The organism is Blastococcus sp. OS1-29 (genome assembly GCF_057628075.1).
The window spans coordinates 352,248-370,430 of sequence record NZ_JBXXJK010000003.1 but is presented as its reverse complement, the minus strand read 5'-3'; the positions used below and the strand labels follow the sequence as shown (position 1 = coordinate 370,430).

Sequence of the window (18,183 nt, the reverse complement as noted above, 5' to 3'; positions counted from 1 at the left end):
TGAACTGACTTTTCGATCGGACTAGCGGACCGCCCGAGTCTACCCGCGCAGGCCGACGCGAATCGCCGCTTCGCCCGTCCGGGTCAACGTCCCGTGTAGGTCGCCTTGCCCGGGCCGTCGGCCAGGAACGACGCCACCGCGCCGCGCAGATCCGAGGTGCCGAACAGCGATCCGGACACCTCCGGCACCAGGACGTCGGCGGCGCGGGCCCCCTCGCGCACCGACGTGGCGACCAGCCGCTTGGTCGCCGCGTGCGCGACCGTCGGGCCGGCGGCGACCCGGTGGGAGTACGCGCGGGCCGCCTCGGCGAAGCCGTCGTCGGCGAGTACCCGGTTGACGACGTTCCACCGCTCGAGAACGGCCGCCGGGTACAGCTCGCCGGTGAAGATCAGCTCGCGGGCGCGCGCCGGCCCCGCCCGCTCGGCCAGCCGCTGCGGGCCGCCCATCGATGGCGTGAGGCCGACCACGATCTCCACCAACCCGAACGTCGCCTTCTCGGCGGCCAGCAGGATGTCGCAGCACAGCGCCAGCTCGAATGCGGCGGTCAACGTGAGCCCGTGCGCGGCGAACACGGTGGGCACCGGCAGGTCCTCGAAGGTCTGGGCCACCCGCAGCAGCCGGGTCCAGAGGTCGGCGCCCTGGCGGACCGGCTCCGGACCCTCGGCGATCGCCTGGAAGAAGCCGACGTCGACCCCGCCGGAGACCACCTTGCCGCGGGCCTCGATCAGCACCGCCCGCGCCCGCCCAAGGTAGTCGGGGTCGGTGAGCGCGACCAGCTCGGCGGCCACGTTCTCCAGCGCGTTGAACGTCGGCGGGTCGAACAGGTTCAGCGGTGGGTTGTCCAGCACGACGACGGCGACGTCGCCGTCCCGCTCGATCCGGACGGGCGCGTTCGTGTCGGTCACCTGTGCATCCTGACAGGGGCCCCTCGGCCTGTGGACGTCCCGGTCAGCCGGGCGGCCACTCCATCCGGCGGCCGCCGAGCACGTGGAAGTGCACGTGGTGCACCGACTGGCCGGCCTGCGGCCCGGTGTTGGTGACCAGGCGGTAGCCGGGCTCCGTGCCGCCGTCGGACACCAGGCCCTCCTGCAGCGCCACCGCCTGCGCGCCCGTGACGACCTCGCCCAGCAGGCCGGGATCGGCGGCGGCCAGCTCTGCCGCGGTGGCGTGGTGGTCCTTCGGGATCACCAGCACGTGCGTCGGCGCCTGGGGGTTGATGTCGCGGAAGGCGAGGATCCGGTCGGTCTGGTGGACGACGTCGGCCGGGATCTCCCCGGCGACCATGCGGCAGAACAGGCACGAGGACACGTGCGGAGCCTAGGCAGACGAGGATGGTCCCTGCATTCCGCGGCGCGGGGTCCGGAGGATTCCCGGCGCGGAATGCGAACTCACTCGTCGCAGCACAAGCGGGCACATGGCGGTGGTGCGGTCCGGAGGACCGGGATGTGGTGGTGCAGCCCGGACGGCTGCAATGTCAGACCCAGCGCGTCTTCATCGAGAGTGCGGCCAGGGCCGCGGCGCCGGCGGTCGACGTCCGCAGCACCTCCGCGCCCAGCCGCACGGCCTGCGCGCCGGCGGCGCGGAAGGCAACCACCTCGCCGTCGGTGAGCCCGCCCTCGGGGCCGACCACGACGGCAATGGTGCCCGCGCGCGGGATGTCCAGCTCCGCGAGCGGACGGCGCGCCCGCTCGTGCAGGACGACGGCGAGGTCGGTGTCGGCGAGCAGCCCGCAGACCTCGCGGGTCGTCATCGGCTCGGTCACCTCGGGCAGCCGCGGACGGCGCGACTGCTTGCTCGCGGCCCGCGCCACGGCGCGCCACCTGGCGACGCCCTTCTCGATCCGGTCGTCGCGCCACCGCGTGACACAGCGGGACGCCGTCCAGGGCACGATCCGGTCGACGCCGAGCTCGGTGGCCAGGTCGACGGCGAGCGGGCCGCGGTCGCCCTTCGGCAGGGCCTGGACCAGCACGAACTCCGGCGTGGGCTCGGGCACCTCGAAGCGCGCCGACACCGCCACCCGCAGTCCGTCGGACCCGGCGGAGAGCACCGACCCCGCCGCGACCGTGCCCTGCCCGTCCCCGACCCGCACCTGCTCGCCGGGCGCGAGGCGCAGCACCTCGACCGCGTGCCGGCCCTCGTCGCCGGCGACGAGCAGCTCGTCGGCCTCCGGGAGGACGTCGAGGAGGAACAGCGGGGCGCCGTCGAGCTCGGGGACGCCGGCCCCTGGGGTCGACACGTCAGCGGCCGTTGAACGCGTCGCGGACCTTGGAGAACAAGCCACCCTGCGCCTGGCGGTGCGACTCCGGCTGGTCCTCCCCGCGCAGCGCGGCGAGCTCGCGCAGCAGCTTCTCCTGCTCGGGGTCCAGGCGCGTGGGGGTCGAGACCTCGACGTGCACGAGCAGGTTGCCGCGGCCGGTGCCCCGCAGCCGGGGCGCGCCGTGGGCGCGCAGGGTGAGGACGCTGCCGGACTGCGTGCCGGGCCGGATGTCGAGGTCCTCCTCGCCGTCCAGCGTCTTGAGGCTGAGCGTCGTGCCGAGCGCGGCGGACGTCATCGGGAGCGTGACCCGGCAGTGCAGGTCCTCGCCGTCCCGGGTGAACACGTCGTGCGGGCGTTCGTGGATCTCCACGTACAGGTCACCGGCCGGGCCGCCGCCGGGGCCGACCTCGCCCTGCCCGGTCAGCCGGATCCGCATGCCGTCCTCGACGCCGGCGGGCACCTTCACCGAGATGGTGCGGCGCGAGCGGACCCGCCCGTCGCCGGCGCATTCCGGGCACGGGTCGGGGATGACCTGACCGGTGCCGGCGCAGGTCGGGCAGACCCGGCTGGAGACGACCTGGCCGAGGAAGCCGCGCTGCACGCTCTGCACCTCGCCGCGGCCCGAACAGGTGGTGCAGGTGGTCGGGTGGGTGCCGGGCGCGGTGCCCGCTCCGGTGCAGACGGTGCAGAGGACGGCGGTGTCGACGGTGATGTCCTTGGTGACGCCGAAGACCGTCTCGTCGAGCTCCAGCTCGATGGGGATGAGCGCGTCCCGGCCGGCGCGGGTGCGGCTGCGCGGCCCGCGCGTCGCCGCCCCGCCGAAGAACGCGTCCATGATGTCGCCCAGCCCGCCGAAGCCGGCGCCGCCGAACCCGCCGGCCCCGCCACCGCCGCCGGCGTCGAACGGGTCGCCGCCGAGGTCGACGATGCGGCGCTTCTCCGGGTCGGTCAGCGCCTCGTAGGCGCGGGTTACCTCCTGGAAGCGCTCCTTGGCCCCGGGGTCGGGGTTGACGTCGGGGTGCAGGTCGCGGGCCATCTTTCGATAAGCGCGCTTGATGTCGCTGTCACTGGCATCGCGGGCCACGCCCAGCACGCCGAAGTAGTCGGTCGCCATCGAGATGTCTTCGCCTCAGCTCTCGGCCAGCAGGTGGCCGACGTAGCGGGCCACGGCGCGAACCGCGGCCATGTTTCCTGGATAGTCCATGCGGGTGGGGCCGACGATGCCGAGACCACCGAGGGGGCGGTCGGCGCGGCCGTAGCCGACCGACACGAACGAGGCGCCGGTGAGGGCCTCGTGGGCGTTCTCCTCGCCGATCCGCACCAGCACCGTGCTCGCGTCCACCTGAGCCATCAACCGCAGAACCACGACCTGTTCTTCCAACGCCTCCAGGAGCGGCCGCATCGTGCCCGGGAAGTCGAGCGCGTTGCCGCGCGCGAGGTTCGCCGTGCCGCCGATGACCAGCCGGTCCTCGCTGGGCTCCACCAGCGTCTCCAGCAGCGTCGCGCTGACCGTGGCGACCAGACCGCGCAGGTGCTGCGGAGCGGTCTCCACCAGATCAGGCACCTTGTCGCCGGCGTCGACGAGCTTGACGCCGTTGAAGGCCGAGTTGAGCAGGGTGCGCAGCTCCGCGACGGCCTCGGCGTCCACGTCGACCGGACAGTCGACGACCCGCTGCTCGACCCGGCCGGTGTCGGTGATCAGCACCAGCATCAGCCGGGCGGCCGCCACCTGCACCACCTCGAGGTGGCGGACGGCGCTGCGCGAGAGCGTCGGGTACTGCACGACGGCCACCTGGCGGGTGAGCTGCGCGAGCAGCCGCACGCTGCGCCTCAGGACGTCGTGCAGGTCGACCGCGCCGTCGAGGAACCGCTCGATCGCCCGCCGCTCGGCCATCGACAGCGGCTTGACCGCGGACAGCTTGTCGACGAACAGGCGGTAGCCCTTGTCGGTGGGCACCCGGCCGGCGCTCGTGTGCGGCTGGGTGATGTAGCCCTGCTCCTCCAGCACCGCCATGTCGTTGCGGATGGTGGCCGGGGAGACGCCGAGGTCGTGCCGCTCGGCGAGGGCCTTGCTGCCGACCGGGTCGTTGCTCGAGACGTAGTCCTGCACGATGGCCCGGAGCACCTCCAGGCGGCGTTCGTCGTGCGCCACGGTGACACCTCCCCGTACCGGTCGACGTGCCGTGCGACTCCCCTCGGGCGATCGCCCGAGAACTGGCACTCGCACGGACAGAGTGCCAGGCAAGCCTACCTCCGCCGCCACGCTCCGTCGCGCGGCTCGCGGCGGATCACACCCCCCGGCCAGGGCCGGGGCGCGGCCCGGGGACGGCGGTTAGGGTGGGCCGGGTCGGCGCCCCGCCACCCGGGGGCAGAGAGCGGAGGTCGGTTCCCTGATCTTCAAAGCGGTACGTGACGGCAAGCCCTATCCCGACCACGGCTTGTCCACCCGGGACTGGGCGATGATCCCGCCCCGCCAGGTGCGGATGGACACGCTGACGACGACGAAGAAGGAACTGGCGCTCGACGCACTGCTCGCCGACGACTCCACCTTCTACGGCGACCTGTTCCCGCACGCCGTCCAGTGGCACGGCGACCTCTACCTCGAGGACGGGCTGCACCGCGCCCTGCGGGCCGCCCTCCAGCAGCGCAACGTCATCCACGTGCGCGTGCTCGACCTCGACGCCCTCACCCCGGTGCAGGCGTCGTCCGGCCCCGCGACCGCGTCGATCCCGGCGCAGCCGCCGGTGCCGAACCCCCGCCGTCTCTAGCGCTGCTTGCCCTCCCGGAAGAGCGCGACGGCCTTCTCGATCCGCCGCTGACGCGTCTCGGCCGTCTTCGCGCCGTTGACGGTGTCGACGTGGTAGCGCTGCAGGCTGTTGGACAGACCAGCGAAGAAGGCGCCGGTGCCGTCGGCCGCCGCGAGCGCCGCGGCGAAGTCGGCCGGGACGTCGACCTCGCGAGGGGTGTCGGCGACGGTCAGCGTCACGCGGATCGGGTCGCCGCCCTTCAGGCCCGTGGCGGCGCGGACGGCAGCACTGATGCCGATCAGGTGCTGGCCGCCCATGACCGCCGCGGTGGACCGGTACTCATAGCCGTTGACGTCGACCAGCACCGGCGGACGCTTGCCGGCACCCAGCTGCTCGATGACCTCGGGCGGCACGACGATCCCGGTGTTGTTGCCGCTCGCCGCCACGGTCGTCTCGAAGCTCGCGCGCCTGGGCTCGGTCACCATGGCCCCATCCTGCCCGGTCGTCGTGCGGCTGGAGCCAGCTCGTGCGCTCAGCGCGGGGCGGTGCAGGAGACGCAGCGGCCGGCGAACGGACGCAGCTGCAGCCGCTCCTCCGGGATCGCCGCGCCACACTCCGTGCAGATGCCGTAGGTGCCGGCGTCGATCCGGGCGAGGGCCGCGTCGATCTCGGCGATCGTCTGCTGCAGGTCGGCGCTGCGGCGCTGCGCGACGGGGTCGGGCACGGACTGGGCGCACTCGGCCAGCGCCGCCTCGCGCTGCTGGACGCACTCGGCCCGGTGGGTCTCCAGCAGGGTGCGGAACCGGTCGGGGGTGGTGGTGTCGACCGTGGTGGTCATGAGGTCTCCTCGGGAGAAACGCAGGATGACGCGGTCACCGGTGGTGGCGCGTCAGGAGAGGGGCGGCGGACTCCGGGGGGAGTCAGGCCGGCTGAGGCGGGGCCCTGTCCTGGCTGCGACGGAGGACGTCGAGTCCTCGCAGGCCGCGGGCGCGGCGGTTCATCGCCAGCGCCAGGAGCATGCCGCCGGAAAGGGCGGATGCGGCTATCCGGGAACCCGGCGGGAAGCTGGGGGCAGCCGTCGATACGTGCATCGCGCCCACCTCCTGCTCCACACCGGCGTCGTTGCCGGGAACGAGGACCATAGCCCCTGGAAGCGAAACTGCCACGTCCCTTTCGGGTGAGCGCCTCAGATTTTCGCGGCCGCTCCAGCACCGGCGCCTGCTCGCGGGGGCGGCACCGGGCAACCGGCCGGGAACGTGCCGAGGTCCTCGACCCGGTACCCCTCTGGATAGCTGCGGACCTGCGGGAGCTGCCGCGCGGAGAAGGGCTCGGTGCGCGCCGGCAGGAACCGGACGACCCGCCCCCGCGCCCGCAGCGCGCCCCGGACCAGGCTCCTCGTCACCTGGGATGGCCGCGGGAAGGCGAAGGCGTCGAGCAGCGAGCCGTCCATGGTCGCGTAGGAGATGCGCCGCACCACGGCGGCCGGCAGCCGGTCGTTCGGCGGGAACGCCGCGAGCAGCTCGAGGGTCGCCTCCGCGACGGTGCGGCCGCCGGGGTCGAAGCCCAAGTGGTCCCGCTCGTAGGCGTCGAGCAGCCGCGCGAAGGCCTGCCACGTCGCCGGGATGTCCCGGATACCCATGCGGCGCCCGAGGTCGCGCTAGTAGTTCGCGCTCGCGACCCGTTCGACGTCGGTCATCCGGCGCCACCCGTAACGGTCGAGCCAGCGGATCGGCGTCACCACGAACGTGGCCAGGACGTACCGGAGGTCGTCGTTGCTGATGTCGTAGGAGCTGTGCATCTGGTTCATCCGGCGGATCGCCGTCCGGCCCTGGTCGCTGGCCATCCCGTGCTCGAGGACGGCGATGCTGGGGACCGCGTAGGTGCGGAACAGCGCGAAGCTCAGCGCCTGGTTGAGATCCCAGGGGAACTCGTGCGTGCCCATGAGCCGTGGAAGGACCCCGTCCTCCCCACCCTTCGCACGCTCAGGGCGGTGCCCGGGACGGGGCCTGGTCCCATGCCGCTCAGCGTCGTCAATCGGTCAAGTCCCGGATGACGGCGTCGGCGAGCAGGCGACCGCGGTCGGTGAGGACGGCGCGACCTGCCTCGTGCGCCCCCGGCTCGAGCAGGCCCTCGTCCACGGCGTCGCGGGCCCGAGTCCGACCGGTCGGCGACAGCGCGGCCAGCGGCAGGCCCTCGCGCAGCCGGAGGCCGAGCATGATCGTCTCCATCGCGCGGTCGGCGTCGTCGAGGAGTTCGGCGTCCTGGGCGGGGCTCTGCCCGGCCGCCAGGCGGTCGGCGTAGGCGGCCGGATGCTTGACGTTCCACCAGCGCAGCCCGCCGACGTGGCTGTGCGCGCCGGGTCCGACGCCCCACCAGTTGGCGTTCGCCCAGTACAGCTCGTTGTGGCGGCAGCGGGCGGCCTCCGAGGTGGCCCAGTTCGACACCTCGTACCAGTCGAAGCCGCCACCGCGGAGGGTGGCGTCGGCGGCCTCGTAGCGGTCGGCGAGCACGTCGTCGTCGGGCATCGGGAGCTCGCCGCGGGAGATCCGGCGGGCCAGCCGGGTGCCGTCCTCGACGATCAGCGCGTAGGCGGACACGTGGTCGACCGGGCTGGCCAGGACGGCGGCGAGCGAGGCGGCCCAGTCGTCGTCGGTCTCCCCCGGCGCGCCGTAGATCAGGTCGAGGTTCACGTGCTCGAAACCGGCGGCGCGGGCCTCGTGCGCGGCCTCGACGGCGCGCCCCGGAGTGTGCCGGCGGTCGAGGACGGCGAGGACGTGCTCGGCGGCCGACTGCATGCCCAGGCTGATCCGGGTGAAGCCGCCCTCGCGCAGCCGGGCCAGCGACGCCGGCGTCACCGACTCGGGGTTGGCCTCGGTCGTCACCTCGACGTCGTCGGCCACCGGGAAGAGGTCGCGCGCGGCCGCGAGGACGGCGGCCAGGTCGTCGGCGGGCAGCAGCGTGGGGGTGCCGCCGCCGACGAAGACGGTCGAGATCGTGGGCAGGTCGGGGCCGAGGGTCTGCGCGGCCCGGCGCAGCTCGGCGATCGCGGTGCCGGCGTACTCGGCGCGGTTGGCGCCGGGGCCGAGCTCGTCGGAGGTGTAGGTGTTGAAGTCGCAGTAGCCGCAGCGGGTCGCGCAGAAGGGCACGTGCACGTAGAGCCCGAACGGGGTGCCCGCCAGGCCCTCGCGCGCGCTGTCGGGCAGCTCGAGGGTGCGGGCCGCGGTCTCCAGCAGCGGCAGGACGGTGTTCATCTGCTCCCAGTGTGCCGCGCCGGTGCCAGCGTCCGGCAGGATGCCGGACGTGACCGAGCTTGCGAGGGCACGAGAAGACACAGCACCCCAGGTCGCCGGGCCGACGAGCGCCAGCGAGGAGGCTTCGTGACCTCCGACGACGTCGTCCGGGTCGAGGTGGCGCGCGGCGTCGCGACCCTCACCCTCGACTCCCCCGCCAACCGCAACGCGCTGTCCCGGGCCGTGCGCGGCCGGCTCCGCCAGGCGCTCGCCGACGCCCTGGCCGACGACGCCGTGCGCGTCATCGTGCTCGACCACACCGGCCGGGTGTTCTGCTCCGGCATGGACCTCTCCGAGGCCGCGGGCGGCGGCGCCCAGGAGCAGGGGGTCCGCGAGTTCCCCGAGCTGCTCGAGTCGATCTGGAACTCGCCCAAGCCGGTGGTCGCCGTCGTCCGTGGGCCGGCGCGGGCCGGCGGCGTGGGCCTGCTGTCCGCCTGCGACGTGGTCGTCGCGGCGGAGTCGGCCACCTTCGCGTTCTCCGAGGTGCGACTCGGCATCGTGCCGGCCGTCATCTCCGCCGTCGTGCTGCCGCGGATGGTCCCGCACGTCGCGCACCGGCTGATGCTCACCGGCAACGTGTTCGACGCCGCCCAGGCGGCGACCGGCGGGCTGGTGGACCTGGTGGTCCCGGACGCCGACGTCGACGGCGAGGTGCGCGCCCAGCTGGTGGAGCTGACCGCGGGCGCACCCACCGCGCTGGCCGAGACGAAGCGGCTGCTGCGGGCGGGGACCGAGCTGCACTTCGACGAGCTGCTGGAGCTCTCCGCCCGGTACTTCGCCAGCGAGGAGGGCCAGGAGGGCATCGCGTCGTTCCGCGAGAAGCGCCCCGCCCGCTGGGTGCCGACGGACGACTGATCCGGCCCTCGGACGTAGGCGCTCTCCGGAGAGTCGAGCTCTGCTCCGTCCTCGTGAGCAGAGCTCGACCTTCCCGGTACCTGGTCCGCGTCGGACCGTCAGAGCACGTCCGAGGCGATCATCTGGCCCAGCTGGCGGATGTCGGCATTCCCCGTGAGCGTGAGCCGGACCGAGGAGGTCTGCTCCGTGCTGTCCGGGACGTGCGGTGACGTCGCGTCAGGCCAGGAGGAGCCGGGTCCAGGCGTCGGCCAGCCAGCTGCCGAACCGCTCGGCCGACCAGCCGCGCTCCCCCACCAGCAGCGCCCGGTACTCGGCGGCGTTCATGCTCCACACGATGTCGGCGACCTCGCCGTCGGTGAGGTCCGGTCGCACCTCGCCCGTCGCGCGCAGGTCGGCGGCGAACAGGCGCATGTTGGCCGCCCGGCGGCCATCGATCTCCGTCCGCAGCGCCGCGCACTCCGGATCGGTGCGGGCCGCCTCGGCCAGCGCGAGGTGCACGGGAGCCATCCGCACGCCGATCTCGGCGACCGCGGCGGCGTAGCGGGCGATCTTCTCCCCGGCTGAGGCTGCGGCCCGGACCTGTCGGACGTAGTCCCGCTCCAGAGCGGGCACCTCGTCATCGGTCCCCGAGAGCGCGGACTCCAGCAACTGCCGCAGGATCACGGGCTTGCGGCCGACCGCCGCGTAGAGCGTGTCGACGGCGACGGCCGCACGGGCAGCGATCGAGGCCACGCTGGTGGGCGCGTACCCCTGCTCGGCGAAGAGCTCGCGCGCAGCGGAGAGCACGGCGCGCTTGGTGGCCGCCGCCTGCTCCGCCCGCAGCGCGGACGTGTATCGCCGGCGGCCGGTGGTCTTGACGTCCTCCGCCACGAGGGCCACGCTACCAGAATCCGTCCGAAGCTGGTTCGGACCGATTAGGGAGACCGGCCATGGTCTACGCCTTCACGCAGGACGTCCCGATCGACACCGACATGTACGCCCGCATCACCGAGGCGATGGGCGACGAGCCGATGGACGGGCTGCTGCTGCATCTGTGCGTCCGCAACCCCGACGGCGGCCTGCGCTACATCGACGTCTGGGAGTCCGAGCAGCAGTGCGCCCGGGCGTTCGACGAGCGGGTGCACCCGGCCGTCGATGTCGCCTTCGGCGGTCACCGGCCCCCGGTCGAGCCCACGGTGCACCGGCTCGACGTGGTCGAGGCCCGCGGATCGGCCCTCGCCGGCGTCCGCGCCTGACCGGGCCTTGCCACCCGATCAGCCGATACGCATGCTCGGCACGTGACCGATGCCGAGAACCGCGAGCGCTTCCGCCGGCTGCCCGACGCGGTGCGCCTCGAGGACACCGTGGAGACCGTCGACGTGGATGCGCCCCATCCGCTGTCCGACGAGCACGAGGAACGGGCGCGGATGCTCCGCGACGTGGGCGCCGCGGGCATCTGAGGCCGCTCAGCGCAGCCGACGGGTGTTGTCGTCCAGCCGGACGGTGACGCCCTGGCCGTCGAGCCACTCCATCAACGGGACGGCGACCCGGCGGCTCGTGCCCCACGCCTGCCGGGCCTGGCTGACGCTGAACGGCTGCGGGAGGTCCACCAGCCGCGCCCGCGCCTGCGCCCCGACGTCGGGCGCGAGACAGACGCCGTCCGCGATCCGCACGAGCTGACCGCTGCGCACCGCCGCCGCGAGCTCGCGGGGGCCGAGGCCGGCGGCCACCAGCTCGGGCGCCTCCGGCGCGGCGAACGGATCGGCGGCCAACCGGGCACGGACCGCGTCGACGGCGCGCTGCACCTCCGGCGGCAGGGCGGCCGTCTCGTCGACGACCCGGCCGTCCCGCAGCCGGAAGGGCGGCCGCACGACGGCGGGGAGCAGGTCGACGTCGGGCAGCTCCAGCGCCCGGCGCAGCACCTCGGCCGGCGGTCCCGGCTCCAACGGCCGCAGCTGCCGGTAGCGGCCGACCACCTGGGGCACCCGGACGGCGAGCTCGTCGGCCAGCCCTGCGGCCAGCAGCCACGGCCCCTGCACGGTGGCATCGGCGGGCACCGGCCAGCCCATCGCGGCGAACTCCTCCGTGCGCACGGTCCGCCGTCGCGCGAGCTCGGCCGAGGCTGCGGCGGGGCCGGCCGGGCGGTCGGCGAGCTCCGCGGCCCGCCGGCGGGCGGCGCCGCGTCGGCGCAGCTCCGGCGGGTCGACGTCCCGGACGTCCGCGCCCAGCACCCGGCGGCTGCCGGGATCGCGCAGCAGCAGCCGGTCGCCGATCCGCAAGGGCAGGGCCGCGGCCAACCTCAACCGCACGACCGCGCCGTCCAGCGGACGCAGCCGGGCGCCGACCGTGGCCGAGCCGACGTGCACGACCGCCTCGGCGGGCAGCCGCTCCTCGGGCAGGGCGGTGAGCACGACGTCGACGACGTCCGTTCCCCGGAACGCACCCGGCGTCAGCAGAGCGTCCCCGCGGGACAGCTCCTCGACGGCGACTCCGCGCAGGTTCAGGGCCACCCTGGCCGTGGCGACCGCCCGGTCGACCGGCTCGCCGAGCGACTGCACGCCCCGCACCCCCACCTCGCGGTCGCCGAGCCCCAGCCGATCGCCCGCCGCCACGGCGCCCGCGGCGAGCGTGCCGGTGACGACCGTCCCGGCGCCGCGGATGGTGAACGCCCGGTCGATCCAGAGCCGCACCGGCGCGGCGGGGTCGGGTGCGGGGAGGTCGCCGAGGAGCGTCTCCAGCGCGGTGAGCAGCGCGGGCATGCCCTCGCCCGTGCGCGCGCTGACGGCCACGGCCGGGACGACGCCCATCGACGTCGCGGCCAGCCGTTCGCGCATGTCGGCGAGCACCGGCGCCGGGTCGGCCAGGTCGGCCTTCGTGACCGCGAGCAGGGCGTGCCGGACGCCGAGGGCATCCAGGACGGCAACGTGCTCGGCCGTCTGGGCCGACCACCCGTCGTCCGCCGCGACGACGACCAGCGCCGCGGGCACCGACCCGACACCGGCGAGCATGTTGCCGACGAACCGCTCGTGCCCGGGGACGTCGACGACCGCGAGGCGGCGGCCCGAGGGCAGCGTCGTCCAGGCGAAGCCGAGGTCGATGGTGAGCCCGCGACGGTGCTCCTCGGCCCAGCGGTCGGGCTCCATGCCGGTGAGCGCGCGGACGAGCGCCGACTTGCCGTGATCGACGTGACCCGCGGTGGCGATCACGTCCACCGGCGGGCCACCTCGATCACGGCGGCGGCGACGGCGTCGTCGGCGGACGGCGGCAGGCTGCGCAGGTTCAGCAGCGTGCGATCGCCCTCGACGTACCCGACGACCGGCGGGCAGCCGAGTCGCAGCGGGTCGGCGAAGGACGGCGGGAGTGACACGGCCGCGCTGGGCAGCGGGTGTTCGGGGGCCCCTCCCCCGCCGACGCGGGCCTCCGCGTCGACGGCGACCGCGTCCAGGCCGGCGGCGGCGAACCGCTCGGCCAGCGTCCGGGCCCGGGCCCGCAGGTCCGCCACCTCGGCGGCGAGCATCTCCTGGACCGGCGGGACCGGCCCGCGCACCGTGGCCTCGAGGGCCGCGAGCGTCGTCTTGTCGACCCGCAGCGCCCGGTAGAGGGGATGCCGGCGCAACCTCTGGACGAGATCCGCGCGGCCGAGGACCAGCCCCGCCTGCGGACCGCCGAGCAGCTTGTCGCCGCTGGCGAGGACGAGATCGGCCCCCGCGGCGAGGGTGGACTGGAGGTCCGGCTCGTCGGGCAGCAGCCGATGGGGCCGGAGCAGGCCCGATCCCACGTCGGCGACCAGCGGGATCCGGCTGGCCGAGAGGGCGCCGGCCAGCTCGGCCACGCTCACCGCCCGGGCGAATCCGCGGACGACGAAGTTGGACGGGTGGATCTTCAGTACGGCCGCGGTCTCGTCGTGCAGCGCGTCGCGGTAGTCGTCGAGCGTGACGCGGTTGGTCGTGCCGACCTCGCGGATGCGGGCGCCGGTCGCGGTGAGGATCTCGTGGATGCGGAAGCCGTCGCCGATCTCGACCATCTCGCCCCGCGTCAGCACCAGCTCGCGATCCTGGCCGAGCGCGGTCGCGACGAGGAGCAGCGCCGCGGCGCAGTTGTTGACCACGAGCGCGGCCTCGGCGGCGGGTACGGCCGCGAGCAGGGCCCCGATCGCGCCCTCGCCCCGCGGACCGCGCCGGCCGGAGTCCAGGTCGAGCTCGACGTCGGTGGTGCCGCTCGCCGCCACGACCGCCTCGACCGCCGCCGGCGACAGCGGCGCGCGCCCGAGGTTGGTGTGCACGAGCACGCCCGTCGCGTTCAGCACCGGCTGCAGGCTGCTCGCCGTCCCCGGCAGCGCATCGAGGACGGCGGCAACGGCGTCCGGCGGCGCGAGCTCGCCGTCCCGGACCCGCTGCTGCACGCGCTGGACGACGTCCTTCAGCAGGCCGCGCCCCAGCCGCTCCCGGGCCCCGGTCAACCGCGGGTCGTCGAGCAACGTGTCGGTGCGCGGCACGTGCCGTCTCGGATCGGCGCTCATCGCTACGCAGCGTAGGCGCGCCGAAGTCTTGGCGGAGGCGGACGGGAATCGAACCCGCCTGACCGAGCTACTCGGCCACGTCGGCTTTAGAGGCCGCGGGGGTCACCAGACACCCTGACGCCTCCGCCGGAGACCATACGTGGGCCGCTCGCCGAAAACTGTCAGAGACCGCTGCCAGCATCCCCGCATGACCCGCACCGAGTCCCGCTCCCCCGGAACGCTGCCCCCGGTGACGTTGAGTCCCGAGGAGGCAGCGGCCATCGCCGTCGCCCTCGCCGCCCATCCGGAGGGTCCGTATGCCGAGGCCGGTCGCGGAGCGCTGGAGAAGGTGCTGGCCGCGCTCGAACCCGACGCGGGGCGGCGCTCCCAGCTGCTCGCGACGAGCCTCTGGGCCAGTGCGGAGGCCGGACGATCGGCCGAAATCCGGTCGGTGATCGAGGAGTCCGTGGCCCGGCACCGGGTGGTGGCCCTCCGCTACCGCGACGGGCAGGGGCGGCCGACCCGCCGGGAGGTCGAACCCCAGCTGATCGTGCGCAGCAGCGACCACGTCTTCCTGGTGGCGTGGTGCCGGGAGCGGGCGGCGCTGCGCTGGTTCCGGGCGGACCGGATCGAGGCCGTGGAGCCGACCGGCGAGACGGCCCCGCGGCGCGACCTGACCGGCCTCGGCGCGCCGCCGGCGAGCGCCCACCCCGCGGGCCGCGCCCTGAAGCGGACACCGTCCCCGGCTCCCGCACCACCGCGTCTGGTCGTTCTTCCCGGCGGCCGTGCGTAGAAGGGCGGCCTAGATTCGTGGCGTGACCACCGCACCCGCCCGCGTCCGGCTGACCCAGTACGCCCACGGCGGCGGCTGCGCGTGCAAGATCCCGCCCGGCGAGCTGGAGGCCGTGGTGTCGGGATTGACCGCCGGCGGTCCGGCGGCCCCGCACGCCGAGCTGGTGATCGGTCTGGACGACGGCGACGACGCTGCGGTCGTCCGCATCGCCGGGGGCCAGGGCGTCGTGCTGACGACGGACTTCTTCACACCCGTCGTCGACGACGCCTACACGTTCGGCCGGATCGCCGCCGCCAACGCGCTGTCCGACGTCTACGCCATGGGTGGCACCCCCGTGGTCGCGGTGAACCTGCTCGGCTGGCCCCGCGACGTGCTGCCCGCGGAGCTCGCCGCCGAGGTGCTGCGCGGCGGTCTCGAGGTGGCGCAGGAGGCCGGCTGCCACGTCGGCGGGGGGCATTCGATCGACGACCCCGAGCCCAAGTACGGGATGGCGGTCACCGGGCTGGTCGACATCGACCGGATCATCACCAACTCCGGCGCCGTGGCCGGCGCACCCTTGTCGCTGAGCAAGCCGCTCGGCGTCGGGGTGCTCAACAGCCGGATGAAGGCCACCGGCGAGGTCTCGGAGGAGGCGGTGGCGTCGATGACGGCGCTCAACCGCGAGGCCGGGCAGTCCGCGGTCCGGGCAGGCATCCGCGCCGGCACCGACGTCACGGGGTTCGGCCTGCTCGGGCACCTCTACAAGATGGCGCGGGCGAGCGGGGTCACCGCGTTGGTCGACGCCGCCGCCGTCCCCTATCTGGCCGGAGCGCGCCAGGCGCTGGCCGAGGGATTCGTCTCCGGCGGCACGCGGCGCAACCTCGACTGGGTGCGGCCGCACACCGACCTGTCGGCGGTGCCGGAGGACGAGGCGCTGCTGCTCGCGGATGCCCAGACGTCCGGTGGGCTGCTGCTGGCCGGGGAGATCCCGGGCGCCCCTGTGATCGGCGCGTTCGTGCCGCGTGGCGAGTACGTGGTCGTCGTCCGCTGACACCCCCGGCGATCAGCGCGCGCAACGTCGCTCGGCTAGCGTCCGATCATGCTCGCTGCCTTCGTCTCCACGCCCGCCCCGAAGGACCCGCTCTCCGTGCTGGAGGTGGGTGACCGCCCCGAGCCGGAGGCGCCCGACGGCTGGACGACGGTGCAGGTGAAGGCGGTCTCGCTCAATCACCACGACCTGTTCAGCCTGCAGGGCATCGGCCTGCCGCAGGAGCGGATGCCGATGATCCTCGGCACCGACGCCGCGGGTCTCGACGAGGACGGCAACGAGGTCGTCGTGCATGGCGTCGTCGCGACCCCCGACTGGACCGGCGACGAGACGCTCGACCCCAAGCGCACGCTGTTCTCCGAGCTGCACCAGGGCACGATGGCCGAGAAGGTCGTCGTCCCGAGGCGGAACCTGCTGCCCAAGCCGGCCGACCTGTCGTTCGCCGAGGCCGCCTGTCTGCCCACCGCCTGGCTGACCGCCTACCGGATGCTGTTCGTGAAGTCGGGCCTCCGGCCGGGGCAGACGGTGCTCGTGCAGGGCGCCAGCGGCGGGGTCGCCACCGCGCTGATCGTGCTCGGCCGCGCCGCCGGGTACCGGGTGTGGGTCACCGGGCGCACCGAGGAGAAGCGCACCGCGGCCCTGGCGCTGGGCGCCGAGCAGGCCTTCGAGTCCGGCGCCCGGCTGCCCGAGCGGGTCGACGGCGTCATGGAGACCGTCGGCGAGGCCACCTGGTCGCACAGCATCAAGTCGCTCAAGCCGGGCGGCGTGCTCGTCACCTCCGGCGCCACGACCGGCTTCAACCCCGGCGCCGAGCTCAACCGGGTCTTCTTCACCCAGCTCTCGGTGATCGGCTCGACCATGGGCACGAAGGCGGAGCTCGAATCGCTCATCCAGCTGTGCACCGTGACCGGTATCCGGCCGCAGATCGACGTGGAGCTGCCGCTGTCCGACGCCCGCGAGGGCTTCGAGCGGATGCTGGAGGGGCGCACGGCCGGAAAGATCGTCTTCACGCTGTGACGCCGGTCGAGCGGGTGGTCGCGGCACTCGACGCCGCGGGCGTCCCCACCGACGTGCGCCGGTTCGACGACCCGGTGCCGACGGCGGCAGCCGCCGCGGCGGCCCTCGGCTGTGACGTCGGGGCCATCGCGAACAGCCTGGTCTTCGACGCGGACGGCGCCCCGCTGCTGGTGCTCGCCAGCGGGGCGCACCGCGTCGACACCGGGAAGGTGGCCGCGCTGGTCGGAGCGGCCCGCGTGCGCCGGGCCACAGCGGACTTCGTGCTCGCCGCGACCGGGCAGGAGGTCGGTGGCGTGGCTCCGGTCGGCCATCCCGCCCCGCTGCGCACCGTCGTGGATGTCGACCTCGCCGGCTTTCCGGTGCTCTGGGCCGGCGCCGGCGACCACCACACGATGTTCTCGGCCACGTACGACGACCTGCTCCGGATCACCGCCGGCGAGGCGGCGGCCGTCGCCTGACGTCGCCGGCGAGGTCCGGCACCAGAGTTGTCAAAGCAGGTTGACAGGGTCGTCGAAGCAACCTAGGTTGACAGCCATGGCGGACACAGCACAGGTCGCCACCGCGGCCAGCAGCAAGGACCCGTCGGTCGGGCTCCAGGCGGTCCGATCCCTGCGGACCCTCGTCGAACGACTCGAGGCGCTGCAGGTGGACAACGCCCGGGACCAGGGCTGGACGTGGGAGCAGATCGCCCAGCAGCTCGGCGTCTCCCGGCAGGCGGTGCACAAGAAGTACGCAGCGGGCCGAGGCCTGCTCCGGCGGAAGGACTGAGGAATGTTCGAGCGGTTCACCGAGGCGGCTCGACAGGTCGTCGTCTCGTCCCAGGACGAAGCCCGGCAACTGCGCCACCACTTCATCGGCACCGAGCACCTGCTCCTCGGGCTGCTCGACCAGTCGGACTCCCCGACCTGCGCGGTGTTCGAGCGGCACGGGTTGACCCGGACCGTCGCCGTCGAGGTGTTGCGCCGGTTCTCCGGCCACGAGCAGCTCGACGCCGCAGCGCTCGGCACGGTCGGCATCGATCTCGACGCCGTCCGGGACAGCGTGGAGGCCGCGTTCGGACCGGGAGCACTCGACGTCCCGAGCCCGGACAAGGGTCGCGCAGTGACGGGCCACATCCCGTTCACCCGCCGGGCGAAGAAGGTGCTCGAACTCAGCCTGCGCGAAGCGGTCGCCCTCAAATCGGGCAGCATCGCCGACGGTCACATCGCGCTGGGCATCCTGCGGGACGGCGACGGCGTGGCCATGAAGATGCTCGCCGACCGCGGCATCGACACCGCTGCCCTGGCCGACGAGATCAGGAACACGCTGAAGGCCTCGGCGTGACTAGCTGACGACCTTCAGCCCGATCACGCAACCGATGATCCCCGCGAGCAGCAGCACCTTGACCACCGACGCCGACTCCGCCCCGGTCACCATCGCGTAGGCGACCGTCAGCACGGCGCCGATGCCCACCCACACCGCGTAGGAGGTGCCGACCGGCAACTCGCGCATGGCGATCGCGAGGCCGGCCATGCTCAGCGCCAGCGCCACAAGGAACACGACGCTCGGCACGAGCCGGCTGAGTCCCTCCGACCGGTCGAGCGCGGTGGCCCACACCGCCTCGAGGGCGCCGGACACGATCAACACCAGCCACGACATGACGGTCTCCCCTGGCGCCGTCTTGTCGCTCACCGGGTACGGCACCGCTCGTCCGGGGACCGCCGTCGGGTCCGGACCCACG

23 protein-coding genes, 1 tRNA gene, 1 pseudogene and 1 riboswitch are annotated in these 18,183 nt (G+C 74.0%); of the genes and pseudogenes, 10 read left to right on the top strand and 15 right to left on the bottom strand.

Annotated features, from left to right (window positions below; genetic code table 11):
* Positions 1-83: 83 nt before the first annotated feature.
* The 5 genes from AC2H4J_RS09895 to hrcA form a co-directional block, all read right to left on the bottom strand.
* On the bottom strand, positions 84-905 hold the full coding sequence (locus tag AC2H4J_RS09895; RefSeq protein ID WP_487464689.1) for an enoyl-CoA hydratase/isomerase family protein: 822 nt from the start codon (positions 903-905) through the stop codon (positions 84-86).
* Between the two features lie 43 nt (positions 906-948).
* Entirely contained in the window at positions 949-1,308 is a 360-nt protein-coding gene (locus tag AC2H4J_RS09890) for a histidine triad nucleotide-binding protein (RefSeq protein WP_487464688.1), read from the bottom strand.
* 166 nt (positions 1,309-1,474) lie between these two features.
* Positions 1,475-2,236 carry a 16S rRNA (uracil(1498)-N(3))-methyltransferase gene (locus AC2H4J_RS09885; protein WP_487464687.1) on the bottom strand — a complete coding sequence of 254 codons (762 nt, stop codon included), beginning with the start codon at positions 2,234-2,236 and terminating at the stop codon, positions 1,475-1,477.
* A gap of 1 nt (position 2,237) precedes the next feature.
* Entirely contained in the window at positions 2,238-3,371 is a 1,134-nt protein-coding gene (gene dnaJ / locus AC2H4J_RS09880) for a molecular chaperone DnaJ (protein ID WP_487464686.1), read from the bottom strand.
* Positions 3,372-3,386: 15 nt separating this feature from the next.
* Positions 3,387-4,409, bottom strand: a complete 1,023-nt coding sequence (hrcA, locus tag AC2H4J_RS09875; RefSeq protein ID WP_487464685.1) for a heat-inducible transcriptional repressor HrcA — start codon at positions 4,407-4,409, stop codon at positions 3,387-3,389.
* 238 nt (positions 4,410-4,647) lie between these two features.
* Between hrcA and AC2H4J_RS09870 the strand changes: the two genes are divergently transcribed.
* Entirely contained in the window at positions 4,648-5,025 is a 378-nt protein-coding gene (locus tag AC2H4J_RS09870) for a type II toxin-antitoxin system VapB family antitoxin (RefSeq protein ID WP_487464895.1), read from the top strand.
* Here AC2H4J_RS09870 and AC2H4J_RS09865 read toward each other — a convergent pair.
* From AC2H4J_RS09865 to hemW, 5 genes and pseudogenes are all read right to left on the bottom strand, one after another.
* On the bottom strand, positions 5,022-5,489 hold the full coding sequence (locus AC2H4J_RS09865; protein WP_487464684.1) for a YdeI/OmpD-associated family protein: 468 nt from the start codon (positions 5,487-5,489) through the stop codon (positions 5,022-5,024). The genes AC2H4J_RS09870 and AC2H4J_RS09865 overlap by 4 nt on opposite strands.
* A 47-nt stretch (positions 5,490-5,536) precedes the next feature.
* Positions 5,537-5,842, bottom strand: a complete 306-nt coding sequence (locus AC2H4J_RS09860) for a TraR/DksA family transcriptional regulator (RefSeq protein WP_487464683.1) — start codon at positions 5,840-5,842, stop codon at positions 5,537-5,539.
* Positions 5,843-6,190: 348 nt separating this feature from the next.
* Positions 6,191-6,646, bottom strand: a pseudogene (locus tag AC2H4J_RS09855) (oxygenase MpaB family protein); the annotation flags it as partial.
* Positions 6,647-6,661: 15 nt separating this feature from the next.
* Entirely contained in the window at positions 6,662-6,946 is a 285-nt protein-coding gene (locus AC2H4J_RS09850) for a hypothetical protein (RefSeq protein WP_487464682.1), read from the bottom strand.
* 88 nt (positions 6,947-7,034) lie between these two features.
* Positions 7,035-8,255: a radical SAM family heme chaperone HemW gene (hemW, locus tag AC2H4J_RS09845; protein WP_487464681.1), complete on the bottom strand. Its 1,221-nt coding sequence runs from the start codon at positions 8,253-8,255 to the stop codon at positions 7,035-7,037.
* Between the two features lie 126 nt (positions 8,256-8,381).
* Between hemW and AC2H4J_RS09840 the strand changes: the two genes are divergently transcribed.
* Positions 8,382-9,149, top strand: coding sequence for an enoyl-CoA hydratase-related protein (locus AC2H4J_RS09840; RefSeq protein ID WP_487464680.1), 768 nt, complete (start codon positions 8,382-8,384; stop codon positions 9,147-9,149).
* Between the two features lie 216 nt (positions 9,150-9,365).
* Here AC2H4J_RS09840 and AC2H4J_RS09835 read toward each other — a convergent pair whose 3' ends face one another.
* Positions 9,366-10,019: a TetR family transcriptional regulator gene (locus AC2H4J_RS09835; protein WP_487464679.1), complete on the bottom strand. Its 654-nt coding sequence runs from the start codon at positions 10,017-10,019 to the stop codon at positions 9,366-9,368.
* 59 nt (positions 10,020-10,078) lie between these two features.
* Here AC2H4J_RS09835 and AC2H4J_RS09830 point away from each other — a divergent pair, with 59 nt between their 5' ends.
* A complete protein-coding gene (locus tag AC2H4J_RS09830) occupies positions 10,079-10,384 on the top strand; it encodes a hypothetical protein (RefSeq protein WP_487464678.1) in 306 nt (101 codons plus the stop codon).
* A gap of 42 nt (positions 10,385-10,426) precedes the next feature.
* A complete protein-coding gene (locus AC2H4J_RS09825) occupies positions 10,427-10,588 on the top strand; it encodes a hypothetical protein (protein WP_487464677.1) in 162 nt (53 codons plus the stop codon).
* Positions 10,589-10,594: 6 nt separating this feature from the next.
* Here AC2H4J_RS09825 and selB read toward each other — a convergent pair whose 3' ends face one another.
* The 3 genes from selB to AC2H4J_RS09810 form a co-directional block, all read right to left on the bottom strand.
* The gene (gene selB / locus AC2H4J_RS09820) at positions 10,595-12,340 is read right to left on the bottom strand and encodes a selenocysteine-specific translation elongation factor (RefSeq protein WP_487464676.1); all 1,746 of its coding nucleotides are present in this window, start codon (positions 12,338-12,340) and stop codon (positions 10,595-10,597) included.
* Complete coding sequence (selA, locus tag AC2H4J_RS09815; RefSeq protein ID WP_487464675.1) at positions 12,331-13,647, bottom strand: L-seryl-tRNA(Sec) selenium transferase; 1,317 nt, start codon at positions 13,645-13,647, stop codon at positions 12,331-12,333. Before selA ends, selB begins: the two co-directional genes overlap by 10 nt.
* Positions 13,648-13,676: 29 nt before the next feature.
* Positions 13,677-13,772, bottom strand: a tRNA-OTHER gene (locus tag AC2H4J_RS09810).
* 62 nt (positions 13,773-13,834) lie between these two features.
* Between AC2H4J_RS09810 and AC2H4J_RS09805 the strand changes: the two genes are divergently transcribed.
* The 6 genes from AC2H4J_RS09805 to AC2H4J_RS09780 all read left to right on the top strand — a co-directional run bounded on the left by AC2H4J_RS09805 (position 13,835) and on the right by AC2H4J_RS09780 (position 17,786).
* Positions 13,835-14,419 (top strand): helix-turn-helix transcriptional regulator, encoded by a 585-nt coding sequence (locus AC2H4J_RS09805; RefSeq protein WP_487464674.1) that lies wholly within the window; start codon positions 13,835-13,837, stop codon positions 14,417-14,419.
* A gap of 22 nt (positions 14,420-14,441) precedes the next feature.
* Positions 14,442-15,449 carry a selenide, water dikinase SelD gene (gene selD, locus AC2H4J_RS09800; RefSeq protein WP_487464673.1) on the top strand — a complete coding sequence of 336 codons (1,008 nt, stop codon included), beginning with the start codon at positions 14,442-14,444 and terminating at the stop codon, positions 15,447-15,449.
* A gap of 48 nt (positions 15,450-15,497) precedes the next feature.
* Positions 15,498-16,463, top strand: a complete 966-nt coding sequence (locus AC2H4J_RS09795; protein WP_487464672.1) for a zinc-binding dehydrogenase — start codon at positions 15,498-15,500, stop codon at positions 16,461-16,463.
* On the top strand, positions 16,460-16,921 hold the full coding sequence (locus tag AC2H4J_RS09790) for a YbaK/EbsC family protein (RefSeq protein WP_487464671.1): 462 nt from the start codon (positions 16,460-16,462) through the stop codon (positions 16,919-16,921). Before AC2H4J_RS09795 ends, AC2H4J_RS09790 begins: the two co-directional genes overlap by 4 nt.
* A 76-nt stretch (positions 16,922-16,997) precedes the next feature.
* Positions 16,998-17,231 carry a helix-turn-helix domain-containing protein gene (locus tag AC2H4J_RS09785; RefSeq protein ID WP_487464670.1) on the top strand — a complete coding sequence of 78 codons (234 nt, stop codon included), beginning with the start codon at positions 16,998-17,000 and terminating at the stop codon, positions 17,229-17,231.
* 3 nt (positions 17,232-17,234) lie between these two features.
* The gene (locus AC2H4J_RS09780) at positions 17,235-17,786 is read left to right on the top strand and encodes a Clp protease N-terminal domain-containing protein (protein WP_487464669.1); all 552 of its coding nucleotides are present in this window, start codon (positions 17,235-17,237) and stop codon (positions 17,784-17,786) included.
* Here AC2H4J_RS09780 and AC2H4J_RS09775 read toward each other — a convergent pair whose 3' ends face one another.
* Complete coding sequence (locus AC2H4J_RS09775) at positions 17,787-18,134, bottom strand: DMT family transporter (protein WP_487464668.1); 348 nt, start codon at positions 18,132-18,134, stop codon at positions 17,787-17,789.
* Positions 18,113-18,177, bottom strand: a riboswitch (guanidine-III (ykkC-III) riboswitch). (Overlaps the previous gene by 22 nt.)
* Between the last annotated feature and the right edge of the window lie 6 nt (positions 18,178-18,183).

Bases quoted from the DNA above. Each gene is read 5' to 3' on its own strand.
- AC2H4J_RS09830 (WP_487464678.1), top strand. From the start codon at position 10,079: ATGGTCTACGCCTTCACGCAGGACGTCCCGATCGACACCGACATGTAC.
- AC2H4J_RS09860 (WP_487464683.1), bottom strand. From the start codon at position 5,842: ATGACCACCACGGTCGACACCACCACCCCCGACCGGTTCCGCACCCTG.
- AC2H4J_RS09805 (WP_487464674.1), top strand. From the start codon at position 13,835: ATGACCCGCACCGAGTCCCGCTCCCCCGGAACGCTGCCCCCGGTGACG.
- selA (WP_487464675.1), bottom strand. From the start codon at position 13,647: ATGAGCGCCGATCCGAGACGGCACGTGCCGCGCACCGACACGTTGCTC.
- AC2H4J_RS09850 (WP_487464682.1), bottom strand. From the start codon at position 6,946: ATGGGCACGCACGAGTTCCCCTGGGATCTCAACCAGGCGCTGAGCTTC.
- hemW (WP_487464681.1), bottom strand. From the start codon at position 8,255: ATGAACACCGTCCTGCCGCTGCTGGAGACCGCGGCCCGCACCCTCGAG.
- dnaJ (WP_487464686.1), bottom strand. From the start codon at position 3,371: ATGGCGACCGACTACTTCGGCGTGCTGGGCGTGGCCCGCGATGCCAGT.
- AC2H4J_RS09785 (WP_487464670.1), top strand. From the start codon at position 16,998: ATGGCGGACACAGCACAGGTCGCCACCGCGGCCAGCAGCAAGGACCCG.
- AC2H4J_RS09780 (WP_487464669.1), top strand. From the start codon at position 17,235: ATGTTCGAGCGGTTCACCGAGGCGGCTCGACAGGTCGTCGTCTCGTCC.
- AC2H4J_RS09865 (WP_487464684.1), bottom strand. From the start codon at position 5,489: ATGGTGACCGAGCCCAGGCGCGCGAGCTTCGAGACGACCGTGGCGGCG.
- AC2H4J_RS09795 (WP_487464672.1), top strand. From the start codon at position 15,498: ATGCTCGCTGCCTTCGTCTCCACGCCCGCCCCGAAGGACCCGCTCTCC.